This window comes from Amycolatopsis sp. NPDC114478 (assembly GCF_055633805.1).
Map to the genome: position 1 here is coordinate 1 of NZ_JBVKDO010000009.1, position 19,803 is coordinate 19,803.

Genomic DNA, 19,803 nt, shown 5'->3' on the forward strand with positions numbered 1-19,803 from the left:
GGCGACCGGTTCGCCGAGCACCCGGGCGCCGGGCCTATCACCAGCCTCGACGGGTTCGGCCCGGTCCTGGGTGCTCAGCTGCTGGCTGGGACCGGTGGGGACCTGCAGACGGCTTTCCGGAGCTCGGCGCACCTGGCGGCCTACGCCGGTCTGGCGCCGGTGCCGCGTGATTCGGGGCGGGTGCGGGGCAACCTGCACCGTCCGCAGCGTTACCACCGCGGTCTGCGCCGGGTGTTCTACCTGGCCGCGTTGTCGGCCATCAAACGCCTCGACGGTCCCTCTCGGGTTTTCTACCTGCGTAAACGTGGTGAGGGGAAAGGGCATACCCAGGCGTTGATCGCCCTGGGCCGCCGGCTGGTCGACGTCGTCTGGGCGTTGCTGCGCGACGGCCGTGAATTCCATCCTTCACCACCGGGCACGGCCACAGCTGCCGCTTGACACGCTCATTGAGACTCCTCCTGGTGGGCCTCGGCCAGCCGCTCCTGGACGCGGGCGTGGCGGAACTGGTAGACGCCGCCCGCTTGGCGGAGCACGCCGCGGCGGTGGGCGTCGTCGAGGAAGTGCATCAGGCGCCACGGCAGGCGGCCCGTCGCCGCCAGCCAGACGTGGTGGACGAAGTAGTTGCCCCACGCCCGCGTCACCAGGACCGCGAGGCCGATTCCGCCGCCGAAGCAGATGCCGGTGATGAACGGCAGCACCGGGTTCGTCGCCGCCGGGAACACCTGGCCGCCCACGATCGCGCCCGCGAGGCCGTAGCACACCGCCGCGACGCCGCGGCCCATGAACCACCCGAACGACACCCCCGCCAGGCCGCCGGCGATCGCCAGCGCCAGGTCGTACCGGCCGCCGAGCACCGGCAGGAACCGCGTCTGCGCGGTGAACGCGAAGGCCATCCCGTCGAACAACCCCAGCGACACCAGGAACGACACCGACAACGCGACCGCCCCCGTGCGTTCGTTGCGCAGGATCGTCCGCGGGCTGGACACCCGGCTGGCGTCGACCGGTTTGGCGAGCCACACGTGCACCGCGAACACCAGGCCGAACGCCAGCGCCAGGAACACGACCAGGCCGGTGGCCAGCGACCAGCCCAGGCCGAGCAGCGCGCCCACGACGGCCCCGATCGCGAACCGGCCGGCGAACTTCCGGGCCGCCCCGGCGAACCGCACTTCGGTGCGCAACGGCTCCGGCGCGCGCCCGAAGCGGTGGGTCAGGTACGCGGCGCCGCCGAACGAGACGCCGTAGATCGCCGCCAGCGCCGGGCCGTCGTCGACCCAGCCGGTGATGACGAAGAGCACCGCGACCAGCACGCCGATCAGGCCGGACCGCGTGCTCGCCGGCACCGCCCGGTACAGCTGCCACCACGCCAGGTCGCGGCTGCGCGCCTGGTCGAGGTGCCGGGCCAGGAAGCCCAGCCAGCGCGTCGCCTGCGCCGCGGAGTACCGCCCGGACGGGCTCGTCTTCGGGTTCCGCCCCGGCGGCTGCGGCACCTGCGCGTAGGCGTTGGGGACGAACGAATCGAGCAGCTGCCCTTCGAGGGCCTCGGCGTCCGCAACGCCGAGCAGCTCGGCGGGATCCGCGTTCGGCCGGCCGTAGCCGATCCGCGCGAGGTCGACCATCAACGGCGTGCGCAGCACCCGGGCCAGGGCCGCGTCCGGCTCGCGGCGCAGCCGGTCGGCGACCGGACGCCAGCGGTCCTGGCCGTCCCGCGCGGACAGGTACGTGATCGCTTCCTGCCGGGCGACCGGTTCGAGCCGCACCACCGTGGCGGCGTTCAGCACCGCGCCGGCTTCGCGCACGACCTGGTCGTACTCGGCGGAGCGGCACGTCAGCACCAGCGCGCGGCCCGCGCCCATGGTCTGGTCCAGTGCGTCGAGGGCCGCGACGCGCAGGTCGGCCGGCATCTCGTCGAGGCCGTCGAGCACCGGCAGGACGTGGCCGCCGAGGACGAGCCGGGTGGGTGCGTCGCGCCCGTACTCGCCGGCGTTGAGCAGGGCCGGGTGGTCGTCGGCGAGCCGGGCCGCCAGCCAGCGGTCCAGGTGGTCGCGCCGCGGATCCCACGACGCCAGCGAAAGCAGGACCGGCACCGGACCGCCCGGAGCGCGGGCGCGCAGCAGCTCCAGCGTCAGCATCAGGGCGAGCACCGACTTCCCCGAGCCCGGTTCGCCGAGTACGACCAGCTGCGGCACGGGCAACGCCGTGAACGTGTCCGCAATGTCGTCGAGATCGCCGCGCGGCTTTCCGCGAAGGGCCGACCAGCGCAGGACGATCGGCTGCGGCCGGTGCAACGAACGCAGCTCGGCTTCCGCCCGCCACTGCCACGTGACGGCTTCGGCCAGTTCGGTGACCGCGCGGTCGAGGGAATGGTGCTCCGGCGCGGGTTCGGGATCGGGTTCACCCGGGGTGGCCTCGGCGAGGATCTGGTCGTGCAGCCGCCGCAGCTCGGGGTTCGGGTCGACGCCGAGCTCGTCGGCCAGCCGCCGGCGCAGGCCGTGGAACAGAGTCGAAGCTTCGGCGTAGCGGCCCTCCTTCGCGAGGGCGCGCATCAGGAGCAGGTGGGACAGTTCGCGCGTCGGGTGCTCGCCGCAGAACTCGGTCAGCTCGCGGACGACCTCGCCCGTTTCGCCCAGCCGCAGCCGCCATTCGGCGCAGAGCTCCACGGCGTCGGCGCGCTGCTCGTCGAGCACCGCGGCCCGGCCGGCCAGCGTCGTCGTCCGCAGCCCGTCGAGCGCCGGACCGCGCCACAACGCGAGCGCGGCCTGGATTTCTTCGACGGCGTCGACGAGCTTCGCCTGCCCGGACAGCGCCCGCGCGGCCGAGACGTGCCGGCGGAAGCGCAGCGAGTCGAGGTCGTCGGCGTCGGTCCGCAGGCGGTACCCCGGGCCGTCGGTGACGATCAGCGCGCCGGCTTCGCCGAGCCGGGCCCGCAGCGCGGAAACGCAGTTGCGCACCTGCTTGACGGCGGTCGCGGGCGGTTCGTCCTCCCAGAGCGCGTCGATCATGCGCTCCACCGGGACGACGGAGTTCGGGCTGAGCAGCAGAGCGGCGAGCGCGCGCTGCTGGCGCGGGCTCGCCAGGGTGACCCGGTCCCCGGACACGCGCACTTCCAGCGTCCCGAGCACCCGGAACCTCATCGCATCCCCCTCTCCCCCCAACGCTAGTGCCGCGCGTCCCCCTCGGAAACGCGCAGGTCGCACCCCGGATGCCGGCGCGAGGACGAAACGAGGACGGCGTCGGGAACCCTAGGGGCACGGCGAAAGAGGGGGAATGCCGGGGCGACCCGGTGGCGGGCGCGTCGTTGGGGGTCGCGCCCTCCACCGGGCCAGCGCCCGAACACCTCGGCCGCGAACCCCGCCGTCGAAGCGGACGCCACGAGATCGCCCGCGCGGGCGGCCGGCAGCAGCACGAGCGGGTAGCAGTCGGACTCGATGTCGAGGACCGCGAGCGCGGTTCCGGTGCCGAGCAAGCGCTCCCCCGCCGTCACGAGGAACTCGTACCCGCGATCTCGTCGGGCGCTTCCTTCCAGTCGACTTCGGCCAGGTGCCGATCAGGGGCATGATCGCACCATGACTTCCCCTCGCCGTGACGGCGACACGTGGGACCTCGCGTCCAGTGTCGGCGCGACCGCGACCATGGCCGCGATGACCCGGGCGATCGCGACCCGCGCGGACGATTCGCTCATCGCCGACCCGTTCGCCGAGCCGCTCGTCCGCGCGGTCGGCGTCGACCTGCTCACCCGGCTCGCGACGGGCGAGCAGCCGCCCGGCGACCTCGTCGCGCGGGCGGCGATCGACGGCGCGAAGGTGCGCACCCGGTTCTACGACGAGTTCTTCCTCGACGCCGGCCTCGAGCAGGTCGTGATCCTGGCTTCGGGCCTGGACTCCCGCGCGTACCGGTTGCCCTGGCCGGCCGGGACGGTGGTGTACGAGCTGGACCAGCCCGACGTCGTCGAGTTCAAGACGCGCACGCTGGCCGCGCTGGGTGCGGAGCCCACCGCGGACCGGCGGGTGGTGGCGGCCGACCTGCGCGACGACTGGCCCGCGGCCCTGCGCGCGGCCGGCTTCGACCCGGCGCGGCCGACGGCGTGGAGCGCCGAAGGCCTGCTGGGCTACCTGCCGCCCGAGGCGCAGGACCGGTTGCTGGACACCATCACCGAGCTCAGCGCGCCGGGCAGCCGGGTGGCCACCGAAAGCCGGCCCAACCCGCGTCCCGGTGACGAGGACCGGACGAAGCGGCGCCTGAACCGCATCTCCGAGCTGTTCCGGTCGGCGGAGTTCGATTCGGACATGGCGAAGCTGCGCTACTTCGGTGAGCGCAACGAAGCGGCGCCCTACCTGGCCGGGCTCGGGTGGGCGGTGGCGGGCCGGACGGTCCGCGAACTGCTCGCGGCACACGGCCTGCCCCCGCTCGAGGAGGACGACCTGCGCATGGGTGACGTGCTCTACGTCCGCGGGGAACTCACGAAGTAGCCAGGCGCCGGCGGAAGCGGGTCCGCAGCTCGCCGAGGCCGTCGATGCGGCTGGTCAGCACGTCGTCCGCGGTCAGGTAGCGCGGCGGCGTCCGGCGGTTGCCCACCCCCGCCGGGGTGCCCGTGAAGATCAGGTCGCCCGGCAGGAGCGGGCAGACCGCCGACAGCCGGGCCACCAGCTCCGGGACGCCGAAGATCAGGTCCGCGATCGACGCCTTCTGCACGACTTCGTCGCCGAGCAGGCAGGAGATCTCCGCGTCCGGCGCGAGCTCGGTCACCAGGTGCGGGCCGGTCGGGCCGAAGCCGGGGAACGACTTCGCCAGCGAGAACTGCGGTGGCTTCCCCAGCGCCTGGACCCGCCGCTCCGACAGGTCCTGGCCGATCGTGTACCCCGCGATGTGGTCGAGGGCGCGCTCCGCCGGCACCCGGTGACCGCCGCGGCCGATCACGGCCACCAGCTCGACCTCCCAGTCGACGCGGTCGCCGGGCAGCTCGACCGTCTCGTACGGCCCCGCGACGCACGTCGGGAACTTGGTGAACACCAACGGGTCCGCCGGCGGTTCGAACCCCGCTTCGGCCGCGTGCGGCGGGTAGTTCAGCGCCACCGCGAAGACCTGCCGGGGCCGCGGCACCGGCGGACCCAGCCGCGCCGGGTCGTACGGGCGGCCCGCCGGGGCCACCGACCGCGCCCACTCCGTGAACGCCGGCCAGTTCTCCAGGACGGCCGGCGGGTCCGGGCCGAACCCGCCGGCCTCGAAGACGTCCAGCGCGCGGTCCCCGAAGACCAGGGCGGCGCGGCCGTCGAGGTTCGCCAGGCGCATCACTGCGCCCACGGCTTGCCGTACGCGTCTTCCCACGAGACGACCCGGTTGCGCAGCACCCCGAGCTTCTCGATCTCGGCTTCGACGACGTCCCCGGGTTTCAGGTAGTTCTCGAACGGGTTTTCGGTGCTCGCGGCGACGCCGGCCACCGTGCCCGTCGTGATCAGGTCGCCCGCGCTGTAGACCTGCGGCGAGTGGTATGCGACCAGCTCCGGGATCGTCACCGACATCCGGCGGGTGTTCGACTTCTGCCGCACCTGGCCGTTCACCCGCAGCTCCATGTCCAGGTCGTGCGGGTCGCCGACCTCGTCGGCGGTGACGATGTACGGGCCGATCGGGCAGAACGTGTCGATCGCCTTGGAGAACGAGAACACCCCGGACTCCATCTCGCGGCGCTGGATGTCGCGGGCGGTGATGTCGTTGAACACGAGGTACCCGGCGATGTGCTCGGCCGCCTGCCCGGCGGAGAAGAACTTGCCGGGTTTCCCGATCACGACGGCCATTTCGAGCTCGTAGTCCAGCTCGTTCGTCAGGTGCGACGGGTACACGACCGGGTCGCCGGGACCGATGATCGCGTCGACGTTCTGGAAGAACACGATGCCCTTGTTGACCGGGTGCGACCAGTTGACGCGGGCGAGGTCCTCGTGGTGCTCCCGGAAGTTCCCCGCCGTGTGGAAGAACTTCTTCGGCACGATCGGCGCGCGCAGGCGCACCTCGGACGCGGGGAAGCGGCGCCCGGTCTCGGGCACGCTCCCGCCGCGTTCGAAGAACTCGCGCGCCGACGCGGTGTCGAGTTCCAGGACGAGGTCGTTGGCGAGGCGGCCGACCAGGCCGTCGTCGAAGGTCACGAGCTTCACTGCTGCTCCACGGGGACGGTGACTCGGAAGACGCGCAGCTGGAGGGCCAGCGTCGCGTAGTAGCCCACCAGCGTGGTCAGCTCGACGGCCACGCGGTTGCCAATGGTTGGCACGGTCTCGGCGTAGGTCACGTTGTCGACGTCGCCGTCCAGCAGGGCCAGCGCGAACCGCAGCGCGGCCCCTTCGAGGTCGGTGAGGCCGTCCGGCACCGTCCCCGCCGCGACCGCCGCGAGCTGGGCGTTCGTCACGCCGGCGGCGCGCGCGGCGGGCTCGTGCGCGTACCGCTCGAACGCGCAGTCCCACCGCGCCGCGACCGCGAGGATCGTCAGCTCCCGCACCCGGTCGCCCAGCGTGGTCCCGTACCGCACGGCCGCGCCCAGCCCCTGCAGGGCCTGCCCCACCTCCGGCGCGAACAGCATCGCGTTGAACGGCCCGGTCAGCAGGCCCGCGGCGTCGGTCAGCGGGAACGGGCCGCCCGCGCGCGGGCCGCCGGTGATGGTCTCGCGGAGGGCGCGCTGGTCGTCGGACAGGTCGGCCGGGGTCAGCCCGGGCAGTCTCGTCATGCCCCGATCCCAGCAGCGCCGCACCGGGACGAGCGCCGGCCTGCCATTGGTTGGAACATCCGTTTCCGCGAAACGGACCCGCGCTTAGCGTCGCCGTCAGGTCGGGAGCGAGGAGCGGGAGTGGACTGGCTGGGTCTGCGGGGCAAGGGCGCGCTGGTGGCGGGCGCGGGCGGGATCGGTGCCGCGGCCGCCCGCGCGCTCGCCGAAGCGGGTGCGGACGTCGTCGTCGCCGACCGCGACCGCCGGCGGCTCGGCGAACTGGGACTCCGGACCCTCGAAGCCGATCTCACCGACGCCGGCAGCGCCCGCGAGTGCGTCGCCCGCGCCGACGAACTGCTGGGCCGGCTGGACATCTTCGTCCACGCGGTCGGCGTCAACGACCGGCGGCCGGTCCTCGACACCGCCGACGACGTCTGGCGCCGGATCCTCTCGGTCAACGCCGACAGCGCCTTTTGGACCGGCCGGGCGGCGGGCGAGCTGATGGTCGCCCGCGGGTACGGCCGGATCGTCTACCTGTCCTCGGTGTCCGGGCTGCTCGCCCACCCGCACCACGCGCCCTACGCGGCCAGCAAGGGCGCGGTCGACCAGCTGTGCCGGGTGATGGCCCGCGAGTGGGCCGCGTCCGGGGTCACGGTCAACGCCGTCGCGCCCGGCTACACCGAGACCGGCCTGACCCGCGAGCACCTCGAAAAGCCCGGCGTCCGCGCGAACCTCACCGCGTTGGTGCCGGCCGGACGGCTCGGCACCCCGGCCGACCTGACCGGCCCGATCCTGTTCCTCTGCTCCGACCAAGCCGCCTTCGTCACCGGGCACGTCCTGTACGCCGACGGCGGCCGCACCCTCGTCTGAAGGAGAACTTCGTGCGCTTCACCGGCAAGACCGTCCTCGTCACCGGCGCCGGCACCGGGTTCGGTGCCGAGATCGCCGTCCGCGCCGCCCGCGAGGGCGCCGACGTCGTGGTGCACTACCGCGGCTCGCGCGCCGGTGCCGAGCGCACCGCGGCCCGCGTCGAAGAGCTGGGGCGCAAGGCTTTCCTCGTCCAGGCGGACATCTCCGAGCACGCGCAGATCCGCCGGATGGCCGACGAGGCGTGGAACCACTTCGGCCGGATCGACGTGGCGATCAACAACGTCGGCGACGTCGCCCGCGACCAGATGTCGTGGCGGGAGCTCACCGAGGAGTCCGTCGACCACGTCCTCGCCGTCGACATCAAGGGCACGCTGCTGTGCACGCACGAGTTCGGCGACCGGATGCTCGCCCAGGGCGGCGGCGCGATCGTGAACATCGGCTCGACCGTCGTCGCGCGCGGCAGCGCCCGCGCCCCGCAGTACGCGGCGGCGAAGGCCGGGATCATCGGCCTGACCAAGTCGTACGCGCACGCCTTCGCCCCCACCGTGCGGGTGAACGTCTTCGCGCCCGGCTTCATCGAGACCGAAGCCACGCTCGGCCGCGAAGACTGGCGCACCGGCCGCGCGGAGAAGCTGCGGGACGCGACCCCGATGGGCCGCATCCCGAAGCCCGAGGAGCTGGCCGGGACCGCGCTGTTCCTGGCCACCGAGGACGCGGGGCACATCACCGGCGGCTTCCTGGTCGCCGACGGCGGCTACACCATGCTGGGCGCATGATGGCCGCCAAAGTGGTCTTCACCGGCGGCCGGGTCTTCGACGGCTCGGGCTCGCCCGCCGTCCCGGCCGACGTCGTCGTCCGGGGTGACCGGATCGAGAGCGTCCGGCCCGGCGGCACGGAAACCGGGCCCGGAGACCGCGTGGTCGACTGCCGCGGGGCGACCGTCATGCCCGGCCTGGTCGAATCGCACTGCCACCTGACGTTCCCCTCGGCCGTGGGGCACCTCGACCCGTCGTTCAACCCGCCGGTCGACGTCAGCTTCTTCCACCACCTGCCGAGCCCGGACGAGCACCTCGCGCTCGCCGAGCGCAACGCCCGGATCCTCCTCGACCACGGCTTCACCAGCGCCTACTCCGCGGGATCGCTGACGCCGGTGCCGACCGAGGTCCGGCTGCGCGACCGGATCGCCGCCGGCCTGGCCGCCGGGCCCCGGCTGCGGGCGGCGTCGTTCGAACGGGACAACAACCCGGTCAAGATCGGCCCGGCCCCGCAGGAAACCGGCCCGGCCGCCGTGCGCGCGTTCGTGCGGGAGCAGGCCGAACTCGGCTTCGACAGCGTGAAGCTGTTGATGAGCAACGACGACGTCTTCTTCGAAGGCGGCTCGATGGTCACCCAGTACACCGCCGAGGAGGCGAACGCGGCCGGCGAGCAGGCCCGCGAGTCCGGCGTGTGGCTCAACTGCCACGCCCAGGCGCCTGAGTCGATCAAGCTGGCCGTGCGGGCCGGGTTCCGCTCGATCTACCACTGCTCCTACGCCGACCCCGAGGCCATCGATCTCCTGGAGGAGCACAAGGACTCGATCTTCCTGTCCCCCGCCGTCGGCATCATGTGGGCCAACGTCCACGAGGGCGCCGAGTTCGGCATCGACGCGGAGAAGACCGGCTCGGTGAAGTCGCTCGAAGCGATGGAGCGGCTGTACCCCGAGCTGCGCAAACGCGGCCTGCGTGTGCTGCCCGGCGGCGACTACGGGTTCCCCAACAACCCCATCGGGCGCAACGCGCGGGACCTCGAGCTGTTCGTCCGGCTCTTCGGCTACTCCCCCGCCGAAGCCCTGCGTGCCACGACTTTCCACGGCGGCCAGGTGATGGACCTGCCGGTCGGGCTGCTCGCCGAAGGCTACTTCGCCGACGTCCTCGTCGTCCGCGGCGACCCGACCACGGACGTCACGCTGCTGCAGGACCCGGCCAACCTGGCGGTGATCATGCAGGGCGGGCGGTTCCACAAGGCGGCCGCGTGATCTACCGCGAGGTGCCGGGGTTCCGCCCGCTGGAACTGGAGCTGTCCGAACCGGACGATCCGATCGCCACGATCGTGTACCTGCACGGCGGCGGCTGGCGGCGCGGCTCCCGGCTCACACCGCTGCCCGGGTTCGAGCGCCTGACCGAAGAGCTTGTGGCGCAGGGGTTCCGGGTCGCGGCGGCCGACTACCGGCTCAGCGGGGAGGCGATCTTCCCGGCACCCCTGGACGACGTGCGGGCGGCCATCTCCTTTGTCCGCGACGGGAAACCCCTGTTCGTCTGGGGCGAGTCGGCCGGTGCGCACCTCGGCCTGCTGGCGGCGTTGAACGGGTCCACAGTGGATGGTGTCGTCGCGTGGTTCCCGCCGACCGACCTGCTCGGCCTGGCCGGGGACGTCTCCCGCGAGACGCTCCTGCTGGGCGCGCCGCCGGAGTCGGTACCGGACCTCGCTCGCGCGGCGAGCCCGCTGACGCACGCCCACGCCGGCGCGCCGCCGGTCCTGCTGATGCACGGTTCGGACGACGATCTGGTGCCGCCCACGCAGAGCGTCCGGCTGGCCGAGGCGCTGAGGGACGCGGGCGCGCCGGTGGAGCTGCACCTGGTCCCCGGCGCCCGCCACCGCTGGACGGGCGCCGACCCCGCGGCCGTCGTGGCCACCTCCGTCGAGTTCGTGCGGGCCGCGCTGCCTCGCTGAGCGGGTCAGTGCGCGCCCAGCTCCCGCGAAATGCCCCGCGCCGCCGTCTGGACCGCCAGCCCCAGGTGCCGCGGCTGGGCCACCCGCTTCGGCACCAGCACCCCCAGCACACCGGCGAGAACCTCACCCCGGCCGAAGATCGGCGCTGCCACCGACACGATCGCCACGGTCTCGTCCTGGCGGCGGAAGATCGCGAGCCGTTCCCGCCGGACCTCGGCCAGGGTGCGGCGCAGCTTGTCGGCGGGGATGAGCCGGTTGTCCGGCTCGCTGTACACCGGCTTGGCCAGCAGCTCCTCCTGGACCTCCCGGGGCGCGAACGCCAGCAGCGCCAAGCCGACGCCGGTCGAATGCAGCGGCAGCCGCCCGCCGGTGCGGTAGTCGACCGGCGCGGCCTGGTGTCCGGAAAGCCGCTCGACCAGCAGGGCCTGCATGCCGTCGCGGACCGCGAGCTGGACGTGCTGGCGGGTGACCTCGGCGAGGTCGTTCATGAAGGGCAGCGCGACCTGCCGCAGCCCGTGCCCGCGCGGGGCGAGCGTCGCCACCTCCAGCAGGCGCAGGCCCACGCAGAAGCGGCCGTCGTCGCCGCGTTCGAGCGCGCCCCACTCGCGCAGGCGGTTCGCCAGCCGCAGCGCCGAGCTCGGCGGCATCTCGCAGCGGCGGCTCAGCTCCGCGAGCGAGAGCGTGCGGTGCTCGGCGTCGAACGCGGCCAGCAGCGCCAGCGCGCGGTCGACGACCGGCTCGCCGTGCGCCGGGCGCCGGCCGCGCTTTCCCTTGGTCGGCACAACCGCCGACCGTAGCCGAAGCCGCCGTCAGGCCGGGGGCAGCACCGGGTCCCGCCGCAGCTCGGCCTTCGCGATGGACCGCAGGTGCACCTCGTCCGGGCCGTCGAACAGCCGCATCGCGCGGTGCCAGGCGTACATCGCCGCCAGCGGGGTCACGTCCGTGACGCCCGCGCCGCCGTGGACCTGGATCGCCCGGTCGATCACGCGGGTCGCCGCCCGGGGCACCGCCACCTTCGCCATCGCCACCAGGTCGCGAGCCGCCTTGTTGCCCGCGATGTCGATGACGTGACTCGCCCGCTGGCACAGCATCCGCGCCTGCTCGATCTCCAGCCGCGACTCGGCGATCTGCTGCCGCACCACCCCCTGGTCGGCCAGCGGCCCGCCGAACGCGACCCGGTCGCGCGCCCGCGCCACCAGGAGCGCGAGCGCGCGCTCGGCCGCTCCGAGCGCGCGCATGCAGTGGTGGATCCGGCCCGGCCCGAGCCGGGCCTGCGCGGCCGCGAAGCCGCCGCCCTCCTCGCCGATCACGTTCTCCACCGGCACCCGGACGTCGTCGAAGCGGACTTCGGCGTGGCCGTGCTGGTCGTGGTGGCCGAACACCGGCAGGTCGCGCACGATCGTGACGCCCGGCGTGTCGCGCGGGACGAGCACCATGGTCTGCTGCCGGTGCGTCGCCGCCCCGGGGTCGGTCTTGCCCATCACGATGAAGAACGCGCACCGCGGGTCCATCGCCCCGCTGGTCCACCACTTGCGCCCGGTGATGACGTAGGTATCGCCGTCGCGCACGATGCGGGTGGCGATGTTCGTGGCGTCGCTGCTGGCGACGTCCGGCTCGGTCATCGCGAACGCGGAGCGGATCTCCCCCGCCAGCAGCGGCGCGAGCCACTCCCGCTTCTGCGCTTCGCTGCCGAGCAGGTGCAGCAGCTCCATGTTCCCGGTGTCGGGCGCCTGGCCGTTGATGGCTTCGGGCGCCAGGTCGAGGCTCCAGCCCGACAGCTCCGCGATCGGCGCGTACTCCAGCTGCGTCAGCCCCGACTCGGCCGGGAGGAACAGGTTCCACAGCCCTTCGGCGCGCGCCGCCGTCTTCAGCCGCTCGACGACCGGCGGGACGACGTGGTCGTCCGGGCCCGCGGCCCGGCGGTGGGCCAGGTACTCGGCCTCGGCCGGGAGCACCTGGTCACGCATGAACGCCAGCATCCGTTCGTGGAGCTCGCGGGCGTGCGAAGAGGGGGCAGGGAGGTCGTAAGCCACCACGGGATACTCCTGAACAACGCCGATCGGATGGTCGGCTCGACCGTACGAGCGGGGCAGCGGGGTGTCAACGCGCGAGCCGGACCACGTCCAGGGCGAACCCGACGTACTGGCGGGCGACCGTCTCCGGCGACGACGGCCCACCGGGCGACCACCACTGCGGCAGCGCGGTGCACATCGTGACGACCGCCCGCGCGGCCTCCTTCGGCAGCGGCGTGGCCATCTCCCCGCGCCGGCAGCCTTCCCGGACCTCGTCGTCGACCATGTGCTGCACCTCCTGGCGGCTGGCCGCGATGCGGATCCGGTTCGGCTCGTCGAGGCTGCGCATCTCGCTCGCGCCGATGAACCCCAGCTCCCGCCGGTGGGTGTGGAACAGCGCCAGGCACTCGACCAGCCGGGTGAACCGCTCGACCGGGCCGTCCGCCTCGGCGCGCGCGGCGCGCGCCCGGGTCAGCAGGTCGTCCATCGTCAGGTCGAGCAGCGCCACCAGCAGGTCCTGCTTGGCCGGCCAGTGGTGGTAGACGCCGGGCACCGACAGCCGGGCGCGCTGGGCGATGTCGCGGATGGTGGCGCCGTGGTAGCCGAGCTCGACGAAGGCCGCGAGCGCGCCGGCCAGCGGCGGTTCGAGCCGCAGGGGCCCGAATTCGCGCCAGTCGGCGGCCGGCGCCGAGCCGCGCAGCGCCGCCGGCTCGATGCCCAGGATCCCGGCGGCCCGCGCGAGCCGGGCGTCGTCGATCTTCGTCGCGCCGTTCTCCACCGCGCTCCACGTGCCGGCGCTGACGTCGAGGGCCTGGGCCACGTGCCGCAGGGTCAGCCCGGCCGTCCGGCGGGCCGCGCGCAACCGGGCGCCCACTTCCCTCCGGGCGTCGATCTCCTCCGGGGCGATCCCACGCACTCCCACCGGTCCGTCCTCTCGGCGCTTGACAACTTCCGGCCGCCTCGGGGATGGTACTCGACATCCTGTTCAGTTTTACCGTGCAAACGCTCGGTTTCGGAAAGGGTCCGGTCATGTCGGCGAGCCCACCGGGGGTGTCCGTCCCCGCCCTCGAGGCGTTCCTGAGCGAGCACGGGCTGCTGGCCGGCCCGCTGCGGGTGGAACTGCTGGCGGGCGGGCGGTCCAACCTGACCTACCTGCTGAGCGACGGAACCGGCCGGTGGGTGCTGCGCCGGCCGCCGCTGGGCCACGTCCTGGCGACGGCGCACGACATGGACCGCGAGTTCCGCGTCCTGCGTGCCCTGCACCCGAGCGGGGTGCCCGTGCCCGAGCCGATCGTCCAGGGCGTGGCCGACGTTCCCTTCTACGTCATGGAGTTCGCCGAAGGCAGCGTGCTGCGCGAACGGCACCAGCTCGAACCTTTCGGCGGCGAAGGGGCTACGCGGCTGGCCGACGCCCTCGTCGAGACCCTCGTCCGGCTGCACGACACGGACCCCGCCGCCGTGGGGCTGGGCGAGCTGGGCCACCCCGACGGCTACCTCGAACGCCAGCTGCGGCGCTGGGCCCGGCAGCTGCGCGACTCCCACAGCCGCGACCTGCCCGAGCTCACCGCGCTGGGCGACCGCCTGGCCGGGCGGGTGCCGCAGCGGAGCGGGGCGGCAATCGTGCACGGGGACTACCGCCTGGACAACCTCGTGGTCGACCCGGCGAGCGGGCGGGTGGTCGCCGTCCTCGACTGGGAAATGGCGACGCTCGGCGATCCCCTCACCGACCTCGCGTCCGCGGCCGTCTGGTGGGACGGCCCGGAAAGCCCGGTCGCCGCCACGCCCGGGACCGTGCCCGGCTTCCCCGGTGGCGACTTCCTCGTCGAGGCCTACGCCCGGCACAGCGGCCGGGACCTCGCCGGCTTGCCGTGGTACCTCGCGTTCGCGTGCTACAAGATCGCGGCGATCTTCGAAGGCATCCACTACCGCGCCCGGCAGGGCCTGACCGTCGGCGACGGCTTCGACCGCCTCGGCGCCCTCGTGCCGGCCCTCGTCGACCGCGGCCACGCCGCCCTCGCCGAGTGAACCCGGGACCAGGAATGAGCGTCACCTACACCCTCGACGGGCGCGTCGCCCGGATCCGGCTCGCGGACGGCGAGCGCGGCAACCCGCTCGACCAGTCCACTGTGGACGAACTACGCCTGGCCGTGCGCCGGGCCCGGTCCGACGACGCGCACGTCGTGGTCCTGTCCGCCGAGGGCCGCGCCTTCAGCTTCGGCGGCGACGTGGCGGCCTTCGCCGCGGCCGAGGACGTCGGCGCCCTGGTCGACGACCTCGCCGAAACCCTCCACCGCGCCGTCAGCGACCTGCACCGGCTGGACGCCGTCGTGGTCGCCGTCGTCCAGGGTGTCACCGCCGGTGCCGGGCTGGCGCTCGCCGCGGCGGCCGACCTGGTGCTCGCCGGGACGTCCGCGCGGTTCACCCTGGCGTACACGAAACTCGGCTTCTCCCCCGACGGCGGCAGCTCGCTGCTGACCGCCTCCCTCGGCCTGCACCGGGCCCTGCACCTCGCGCTGCTGAACCCGGTGGTCACCGCCGAGGAAGCGCACCGGCTCGGGCTGGTCGCCCAGGTCCATCCGGACGGCGAACTCGAAGCCACCGCCGAGGAGGTCGTGCGGCAGCTGGCTGCCGGGTCGAGAGCCGCCCAGGTGGCGACGAAACGCCTGCTGCGCGAGACGGCCATCCCCGCGGCCGAAGCGGCGCTGCGGCGTGAGAGCGTGTCCATCCGGGACCGGGCCGCCGGTCCGGACGGCCGCGAAGGAGTCGCGGCCTTCCTGGGCAAGCGCCCGCCGGAGTTCCGCTGACGGAGGACCCACCATGACCGGACCCCTCGCCGGGCTGCGCGTCGTCGAGCTGGCCGGCATCGGGCCGGGCCCGCACGCGGCCATGATCCTCGCCGACCTCGGCGCCGACGTCGTGCGCGTCGAGCGTCCCCGGGGCACGCTCGACCTGACCGGCGGCAAGCCCGACCACCTGCTGCGCGGCCGCCGGTCCGTAGCGGCGGACCTGAAGTCGCCCGAAGGGCGGGACCGGGTGCTGCGGCTGGTCGCGCGGGCCGACGTGCTGCTCGAAGGGTTCCGGCCGGGTGTCGCCGAACGCCTCGGCGTCGGCCCGGACGCCTGCCGGGAGGTGAACCGGCGGCTCGTCTACGCGCGGATGACCGGCTGGGGCCAGGACGGGCCACTGGCCGCGCGCGCCGGCCACGACATCAACTACATCGGCTTGACCGGCGCCCTGCACGCGATCGGCCGCGCGGGCGAGCGTCCGGTTCCGCCGCTGAACCTGGTCGGCGACTTCGGCGGGGGCTCGATGTTCCTCGTCACCGGCATTTTGGCGGCGTTGTGGGAGCGCGAGCGGTCGGGCGAGGGCCAGGTGGTCGACGCGGCCATGGTCGACGGCACCAGCGTGCTCCTGCAGATGCTGTGGACGATGCGCGGGCAGGGCACCTGGTCGGGCGAGCGCGGCGCGAACCTGCTCGACGGCGGCGCCCCGTTCTACGACACGTACGTCTGCGGGGACGGCGGGTGGGTGGCAGTCGGGGCGATCGAGCCGCAGTTCTACCGCGCGCTCCTCGCCGGGCTGGGTCTCGACCCCGCTGAGCTGCCGGATCAGCTCGACCGCACCGGCTGGCCGCGCCTGCGCGCCCGGTTCGCCGAGGTGTTCCTGACCCGGACGCGTGACGAGTGGGCGGCGGTGTTCGCCGACACGGACGCGTGCGTGACGCCGGTGCTGGCGCCCGAGGAGGTTTCGGCCCACCCGCACCTCGCGGCCCGCGCGACGATCATCGAGGTGGACGGCGTCGAGCAGGCAGCCCCGGCACCGAGGTTCTCCCGCACGGCCACGGCGCATCCGGCCCCGCCACCCCACCCGGGCGCGGACAGTGATGCGGTCTTCGCCGAGTGGGAGGCCTGACCGCTCAGTTCGCACCGAACGCCTGCCGGCCGCCGCAGTTCTCCCGCACGGCCACCGCACATCCGGCCCGCCGCCGCGGCCGGAACCTCAGTTCGCGCCGAACGCCCTCAAGAACGTGTCGACGATTACGTCGGCTGCCTGGGCGTCGCTCAGGTCTGGCAGGTCCTTTGTGGACAGGTGCACCAGCTGGCCGAGCACGTTGCCCGGCCAGCGGGCCGGCAGCCCGGGCCGGAGGAAGCCTTCGTCCGTCGCCCGCTGGAGGAAGGCGTCGACCTCGTCGACCGCGCGCAGGCGGCGCGCCCAGATCTCCGGGTCCGAGCGCATGCGGCTGACCTCGGTTGGCCACTTGCGGTTGACCCCGACGATCTCCTCCACGTACCGGTGCAGGGCGACCGGCACCGGCGCCTCGCGGAGCCGGGCGGCTTCGATCGCGGCCTCGATCGCGTCGAGCCGGGCCTGGTAGACCGCCGTCAGCAGCTCCTCGCGGCCGGTGAACCGGCGGTACACGGTCCGGCGGTCCACGCCGGCCTCGGCCGCGATCGCCGCGATGCTCGTGGCCGGGTCTTCGGCCAGCATGCGGGCGCCCGTCGTCAGCAGGAGTTCGAGGTTGCGCGCGGCGTCGGCTCTCACGGTCCCAACCTACCCTTCACTGTCGCTTTCCCCGGCGTAACCGCCACCCGAGTGGGGCTGTTCTCAAATTGTGCACCGCCTCACACGTGAGCCAGTTGGTCACCTTAAGTGCTACTTTGATGTGGCAGATCGAGAACGACCAGGAGGCAGCCGTGATCACCCGGACCCAGCTCTTCATCGGCGGCGCGTGGACCAGCCCGAGCAGCGCCGAGCTGCTGGACATCGTTTCCCCGCACGACAACGCGGTCATCGGCCGCGCCGCGCAGGCGGTGCCCGCCGACGTCGACCGCGCCGTCGCGGCCGCGCGGAAGGCCTTCGACGAAGGCCCGTGGCCCCGCACCACACCGGCGGAACGGATCGCCGTGCTCCGCCGGCTGGCCGCCCTCCGCGAGAAGCGCGCGGACGAGATCGCCGCGCTCATCTCCGCGGAGAACGGCTCGGCACTGTGGTTCACCAAGGCGGGCCAGCCCGGACTGGGGCGGCAGGCCAACGCCTACCTCAAGGCCGCGGCGGAGTTCGACTGGGAGAAGACCCTCGAGCCGTCGGACCCGGCGCTGCCGTTCCGGTCGGTCGTGCGCCGCGAGGCGATCGGCGTGGTCGCCGCGATCATCCCGTGGAACTCGCCGTTCTCCTCGGCCTTGGCCAAGATCATCCCGGCGCTGCTCGCCGGAAACAGCGTCGTCCTCAAGGTCTCACCCGAGAACACGCTGAGCATGAGCCTGCTCGCCGACCTGCTCGTGGAGACCGGGCTGCCCGACGGCGTCATCAGCGTCCTGCCCGCGGACCGCGAGACGAGCGAATACCTCGTCAAGCACCCGGACGTCGACAAGATCGCCTTCACCGGGTCGACCCGCGCCGGGCGCCGCATCGCGTCGCTGGCCGGCGAGCAGCTCAAGCGGGTCAGCCTCGAACTGGGCGGCAAGTCCGCCGCGATCATCCTGCCCGACGCCGACGTCGACGCGGCCGTCCAGGGCCTCAAGTTCGGTTCCCTGCTCAACAACGCCGAATCCTGCATCGCCCAGACGCGCATCCTCGCGCCCCGCAGCCGGTACGAAGAGGTCGTCGCCGGGCTGAAGAAGCTGATCGAGTCCCTCGGCGTCGGCGACCCGGCCGACGACGCGACCTTCATCGGCCCGATGATCCGCCGAGACCAGCAGCAACGCGTGCTCGACTACATCCGGCTCGGCGTCGCCGAGGGCGCGCGGCTCGTCACCGGCGGCCCGGAAGTCCCGGCAGGGCTGGAAAAGGGCAACTACGTCACTCCGACGCTGTTCGCCGACGTCGACAACGGGATGCGCATCGCCCAGGAGGAGATCTTCGGCCCGGTCCTGGTCGTCATCGCCTACGACGACGAGGACGACGCCGTCCGCATCGCCAACGACTCCGAGTACGGCCTCTCCGGCGGGGTGTGGTCGGCGGACCCGGCGCACGCGCTGGCCGTCGCGCGCCGCGTGCGGACCGGCACCGTCACCGTCAACGGCGCGCCGATCGGCTTCGACGGCCCGTTCGGCGGCTTCAAGGCCAGCGGCCTCGGCCGCGAGTACGGCGCCGTCGGCCTCGGCACCTACACCGAGTACCAGACCATCACGATCCCGGAAGAGCGAGACCGATGACCCTCGACGTCTCCGCCAGACCCGCGGTGCGCCCGGCGATGGCGGCGCTGATCCTCGCCGTCCTGCTGGCCGCCCTGGACCAGACCATCGTTTCCACGGCCCTGCCGAAGATCGCCGCCGACCTCGGCGGGTTCCGCGACATCGCCTGGATCACCGCCTCCTACCTGCTCGCTTCGACCGCCGCCACGCCGTTGTGGGGCAAGCTCGGCGACATGCTCGGGCGCAAGCGCCTGTACCTCGTCGCCACGACGGCGTTCCTGGTCGCCTCCGCGCTCTGCGGGCTGGCCCAGGACCTCCCCCAGCTGATCGCCGCCCGCGCCGTCCAGGGCCTGGCCGGCGGCGGCATGATCGTCCTCACGTTCGCGCTCGTCGGCGACATCGTCGAGCCCGCCGAGCGCGGGCGCCACCAGGGCCGGTTCGGCTCGGTGTACGGCGTCGCCAGCATCGCCGGGCCGCTGCTCGGCGGCCTGTTCACCGACCACCTGTCGTGGCGGTGGGCGTTCTTGATCAACGTGCCCGTCGGGCTGGTCGCGGTCGTCCTCGCGGCCCGCGCCTTGCCAGCCCCGGTCCGGCGGCCGGCGGCGCGCGTCGACTACCTCGGCGCGCTGCTCCTGGCCGGCGCGGCCACCACGCTGGTCCTGATCACCTCGTTCGGGCCGCGCTGGGGCTGGACGTCCCCGGGCACCCTGGCGCTCGCCGCCGCGGCGATCGTCCACATCGGACTGGTGATCCCGGTCGAACGCCGGGCCGCGGCGCCGGTGCTGCCGCTGTCGATGTTCGCCTCGCGCACGGTCGTCATCGCCTCGCTCGTCGGGTTCATCGCCAACGTCGCGATGTTCAGCGCGCTGGTCTACCTGCCGACGTTCCTGCAGGTCACCGACGGCGTGTCGGCCACGCTGTCCGGCGTGCACCTGCTGCCGCTGGTGATCGGGCTGGTGGTCAGCCAATCGCTCGCCGGCCGGTGGGTCGCCGACCCGGCGCGGCTGCGGCTGGTCCTGGTGACCGGCATGGCCCTGAACGTCGCCGGGCTCCTGCTGCTGAGCACGCTGGCCCCGGGAACGGCCCAGCTCGCGCTGGTCGCGTACTTCCTGGTCGCGGGCGTCGGCATCGGCATGGTCCCGATGGTGGCGCTGACGGCGGCGCAGAACGCGGTGGCCCCGGCCGACATCGGCGCGGCGAGCGCGGTGGTCACGTTCGCCCGGTCGATCGGCGCCGCGTTCGGGGTGGCGGTCTTCGGCACCCTGCTCGGCGAGGACGTCGCGCACACCATCGGCGGGGCGTTCCTGGCGATCACCCCGGTGGTCGTGCTCGGCACGGTGCTCGCGGCCGGGCTGAAGCGTCCACAAGCGACAGTGTGACCCGGCGCGCCCGT

The 19,803-nt window shown here is 73.5% G+C and carries 20 protein-coding genes; 11 read left to right on the forward strand and 9 right to left on the reverse strand.

What is annotated here, in order from left to right; genetic code table 11:
* On the forward strand, nt 1-438 hold a 438-nt coding region (locus ACZ7OH_RS24615), incomplete at its 5' end, for a transposase (RefSeq protein ID WP_470282896.1).
* Nucleotides 439-443: 5 nt separating this feature from the next.
* Here ACZ7OH_RS24615 and ACZ7OH_RS24620 read toward each other — a convergent pair.
* Together ACZ7OH_RS24620 and ACZ7OH_RS24625 are read right to left on the reverse strand one after the other, a co-directional pair.
* Nucleotides 444-3,131 carry a BTAD domain-containing putative transcriptional regulator gene (locus ACZ7OH_RS24620; RefSeq protein ID WP_470282897.1) on the reverse strand — a complete coding sequence of 896 codons (2,688 nt, stop codon included), beginning with the start codon at nt 3,129-3,131 and terminating at the stop codon, nt 444-446.
* A gap of 23 nt (nt 3,132-3,154) precedes the next feature.
* Nucleotides 3,155-3,523 carry a DUF6630 family protein gene (locus ACZ7OH_RS24625; RefSeq protein ID WP_470283183.1) on the reverse strand — a complete coding sequence of 123 codons (369 nt, stop codon included), beginning with the start codon at nt 3,521-3,523 and terminating at the stop codon, nt 3,155-3,157.
* A gap of 40 nt (nt 3,524-3,563) precedes the next feature.
* Between ACZ7OH_RS24625 and ACZ7OH_RS24630 the strand changes: the two genes are divergently transcribed.
* Nucleotides 3,564-4,466, forward strand: a complete 903-nt coding sequence (locus ACZ7OH_RS24630) for an SAM-dependent methyltransferase (protein WP_470282898.1) — start codon at nt 3,564-3,566, stop codon at nt 4,464-4,466.
* On the opposite strand, the gene ACZ7OH_RS24635 is transcribed toward ACZ7OH_RS24630, so the two are convergent.
* From ACZ7OH_RS24635 to ACZ7OH_RS24645, 3 genes are read right to left on the reverse strand one after another with little or no spacing between them, the layout of a single operon-like run.
* The gene (locus tag ACZ7OH_RS24635) at nt 4,456-5,286 is read right to left on the reverse strand and encodes a fumarylacetoacetate hydrolase family protein (protein WP_470282899.1); all 831 of its coding nucleotides are present in this window, start codon (nt 5,284-5,286) and stop codon (nt 4,456-4,458) included. The two genes, ACZ7OH_RS24630 and ACZ7OH_RS24635, sit on opposite strands and share 11 nt — an antisense overlap.
* Entirely contained in the window at nt 5,286-6,143 is an 858-nt protein-coding gene (locus ACZ7OH_RS24640) for a fumarylacetoacetate hydrolase family protein (protein ID WP_470282900.1), read from the reverse strand. The genes ACZ7OH_RS24635 and ACZ7OH_RS24640 overlap by 1 nt, the downstream gene beginning before the upstream one ends.
* The gene (locus tag ACZ7OH_RS24645; protein ID WP_470282901.1) at nt 6,140-6,706 is read right to left on the reverse strand and encodes a carboxymuconolactone decarboxylase family protein; all 567 of its coding nucleotides are present in this window, start codon (nt 6,704-6,706) and stop codon (nt 6,140-6,142) included. Before ACZ7OH_RS24645 ends, ACZ7OH_RS24640 begins: the two co-directional genes overlap by 4 nt.
* 120 nt (nt 6,707-6,826) lie before the next feature.
* Between ACZ7OH_RS24645 and ACZ7OH_RS24650 the strand changes: the two genes are divergently transcribed.
* Genes ACZ7OH_RS24650 through ACZ7OH_RS24665 form a run of 4 tightly spaced genes read left to right on the forward strand, consistent with a single transcriptional unit; the run spans nt 6,827 to nt 10,264 of the window.
* Nucleotides 6,827-7,555 carry an SDR family NAD(P)-dependent oxidoreductase gene (locus ACZ7OH_RS24650; RefSeq protein ID WP_470282902.1) on the forward strand — a complete coding sequence of 243 codons (729 nt, stop codon included), beginning with the start codon at nt 6,827-6,829 and terminating at the stop codon, nt 7,553-7,555.
* 11 nt (nt 7,556-7,566) lie between these two features.
* Nucleotides 7,567-8,331: an SDR family NAD(P)-dependent oxidoreductase gene (locus ACZ7OH_RS24655; RefSeq protein ID WP_470282903.1), complete on the forward strand. Its 765-nt coding sequence runs from the start codon at nt 7,567-7,569 to the stop codon at nt 8,329-8,331.
* The gene (locus ACZ7OH_RS24660; RefSeq protein ID WP_470282904.1) at nt 8,328-9,569 is read left to right on the forward strand and encodes an amidohydrolase family protein; all 1,242 of its coding nucleotides are present in this window, start codon (nt 8,328-8,330) and stop codon (nt 9,567-9,569) included. Before ACZ7OH_RS24655 ends, ACZ7OH_RS24660 begins: the two co-directional genes overlap by 4 nt.
* Nucleotides 9,566-10,264: an alpha/beta hydrolase fold domain-containing protein gene (locus ACZ7OH_RS24665; RefSeq protein WP_470282905.1), complete on the forward strand. Its 699-nt coding sequence runs from the start codon at nt 9,566-9,568 to the stop codon at nt 10,262-10,264. The genes ACZ7OH_RS24660 and ACZ7OH_RS24665 overlap by 4 nt, the downstream gene beginning before the upstream one ends.
* 5 nt (nt 10,265-10,269) lie before the next feature.
* Here ACZ7OH_RS24665 and ACZ7OH_RS24670 read toward each other — a convergent pair whose 3' ends face one another.
* The 3 genes from ACZ7OH_RS24670 to ACZ7OH_RS24680 form a co-directional block, all read right to left on the reverse strand.
* A complete protein-coding gene (locus ACZ7OH_RS24670) occupies nt 10,270-11,046 on the reverse strand; it encodes an IclR family transcriptional regulator (protein WP_470282906.1) in 777 nt (258 codons plus the stop codon).
* 27 nt (nt 11,047-11,073) lie between these two features.
* The gene (locus ACZ7OH_RS24675; RefSeq protein ID WP_470283184.1) at nt 11,074-12,243 is read right to left on the reverse strand and encodes an acyl-CoA dehydrogenase family protein; all 1,170 of its coding nucleotides are present in this window, start codon (nt 12,241-12,243) and stop codon (nt 11,074-11,076) included.
* Nucleotides 12,244-12,364: 121 nt separating this feature from the next.
* Nucleotides 12,365-13,198, reverse strand: a complete 834-nt coding sequence (locus ACZ7OH_RS24680) for a TetR-type transcription factor C-terminal domain-containing protein (RefSeq protein WP_470282907.1) — start codon at nt 13,196-13,198, stop codon at nt 12,365-12,367.
* Between the two features lie 107 nt (nt 13,199-13,305).
* Here ACZ7OH_RS24680 and ACZ7OH_RS24685 point away from each other — a divergent pair, with 107 nt between their 5' ends.
* The 3 genes from ACZ7OH_RS24685 to ACZ7OH_RS24695 are packed head-to-tail and all read left to right on the forward strand — an operon-like array spanning nt 13,306 to nt 16,188.
* Nucleotides 13,306-14,301 (forward strand): phosphotransferase family protein, encoded by a 996-nt coding sequence (locus tag ACZ7OH_RS24685; RefSeq protein WP_470282908.1) that lies wholly within the window; start codon nt 13,306-13,308, stop codon nt 14,299-14,301.
* 14 nt (nt 14,302-14,315) lie between these two features.
* The gene (locus ACZ7OH_RS24690) at nt 14,316-15,080 is read left to right on the forward strand and encodes an enoyl-CoA hydratase-related protein (RefSeq protein WP_470282909.1); all 765 of its coding nucleotides are present in this window, start codon (nt 14,316-14,318) and stop codon (nt 15,078-15,080) included.
* Nucleotides 15,081-15,093: 13 nt separating this feature from the next.
* Nucleotides 15,094-16,188 carry a CaiB/BaiF CoA transferase family protein gene (locus tag ACZ7OH_RS24695; RefSeq protein WP_470282910.1) on the forward strand — a complete coding sequence of 365 codons (1,095 nt, stop codon included), beginning with the start codon at nt 15,094-15,096 and terminating at the stop codon, nt 16,186-16,188.
* A gap of 87 nt (nt 16,189-16,275) precedes the next feature.
* On the opposite strand, the gene ACZ7OH_RS24700 is transcribed toward ACZ7OH_RS24695, so the two are convergent.
* Complete coding sequence (locus ACZ7OH_RS24700; RefSeq protein ID WP_470282911.1) at nt 16,276-16,818, reverse strand: TetR/AcrR family transcriptional regulator; 543 nt, start codon at nt 16,816-16,818, stop codon at nt 16,276-16,278.
* A gap of 152 nt (nt 16,819-16,970) precedes the next feature.
* Between ACZ7OH_RS24700 and ACZ7OH_RS24705 the strand changes: the two genes are divergently transcribed.
* Both ACZ7OH_RS24705 and ACZ7OH_RS24710 read left to right on the forward strand, forming a co-directional pair.
* Nucleotides 16,971-18,431: an aldehyde dehydrogenase gene (locus ACZ7OH_RS24705; RefSeq protein ID WP_470282912.1), complete on the forward strand. Its 1,461-nt coding sequence runs from the start codon at nt 16,971-16,973 to the stop codon at nt 18,429-18,431.
* Complete coding sequence (locus tag ACZ7OH_RS24710; protein ID WP_470282913.1) at nt 18,428-19,789, forward strand: MDR family MFS transporter; 1,362 nt, start codon at nt 18,428-18,430, stop codon at nt 19,787-19,789. Before ACZ7OH_RS24705 ends, ACZ7OH_RS24710 begins: the two co-directional genes overlap by 4 nt.
* Nucleotides 19,790-19,803: the final 14 nt, after the last annotated feature.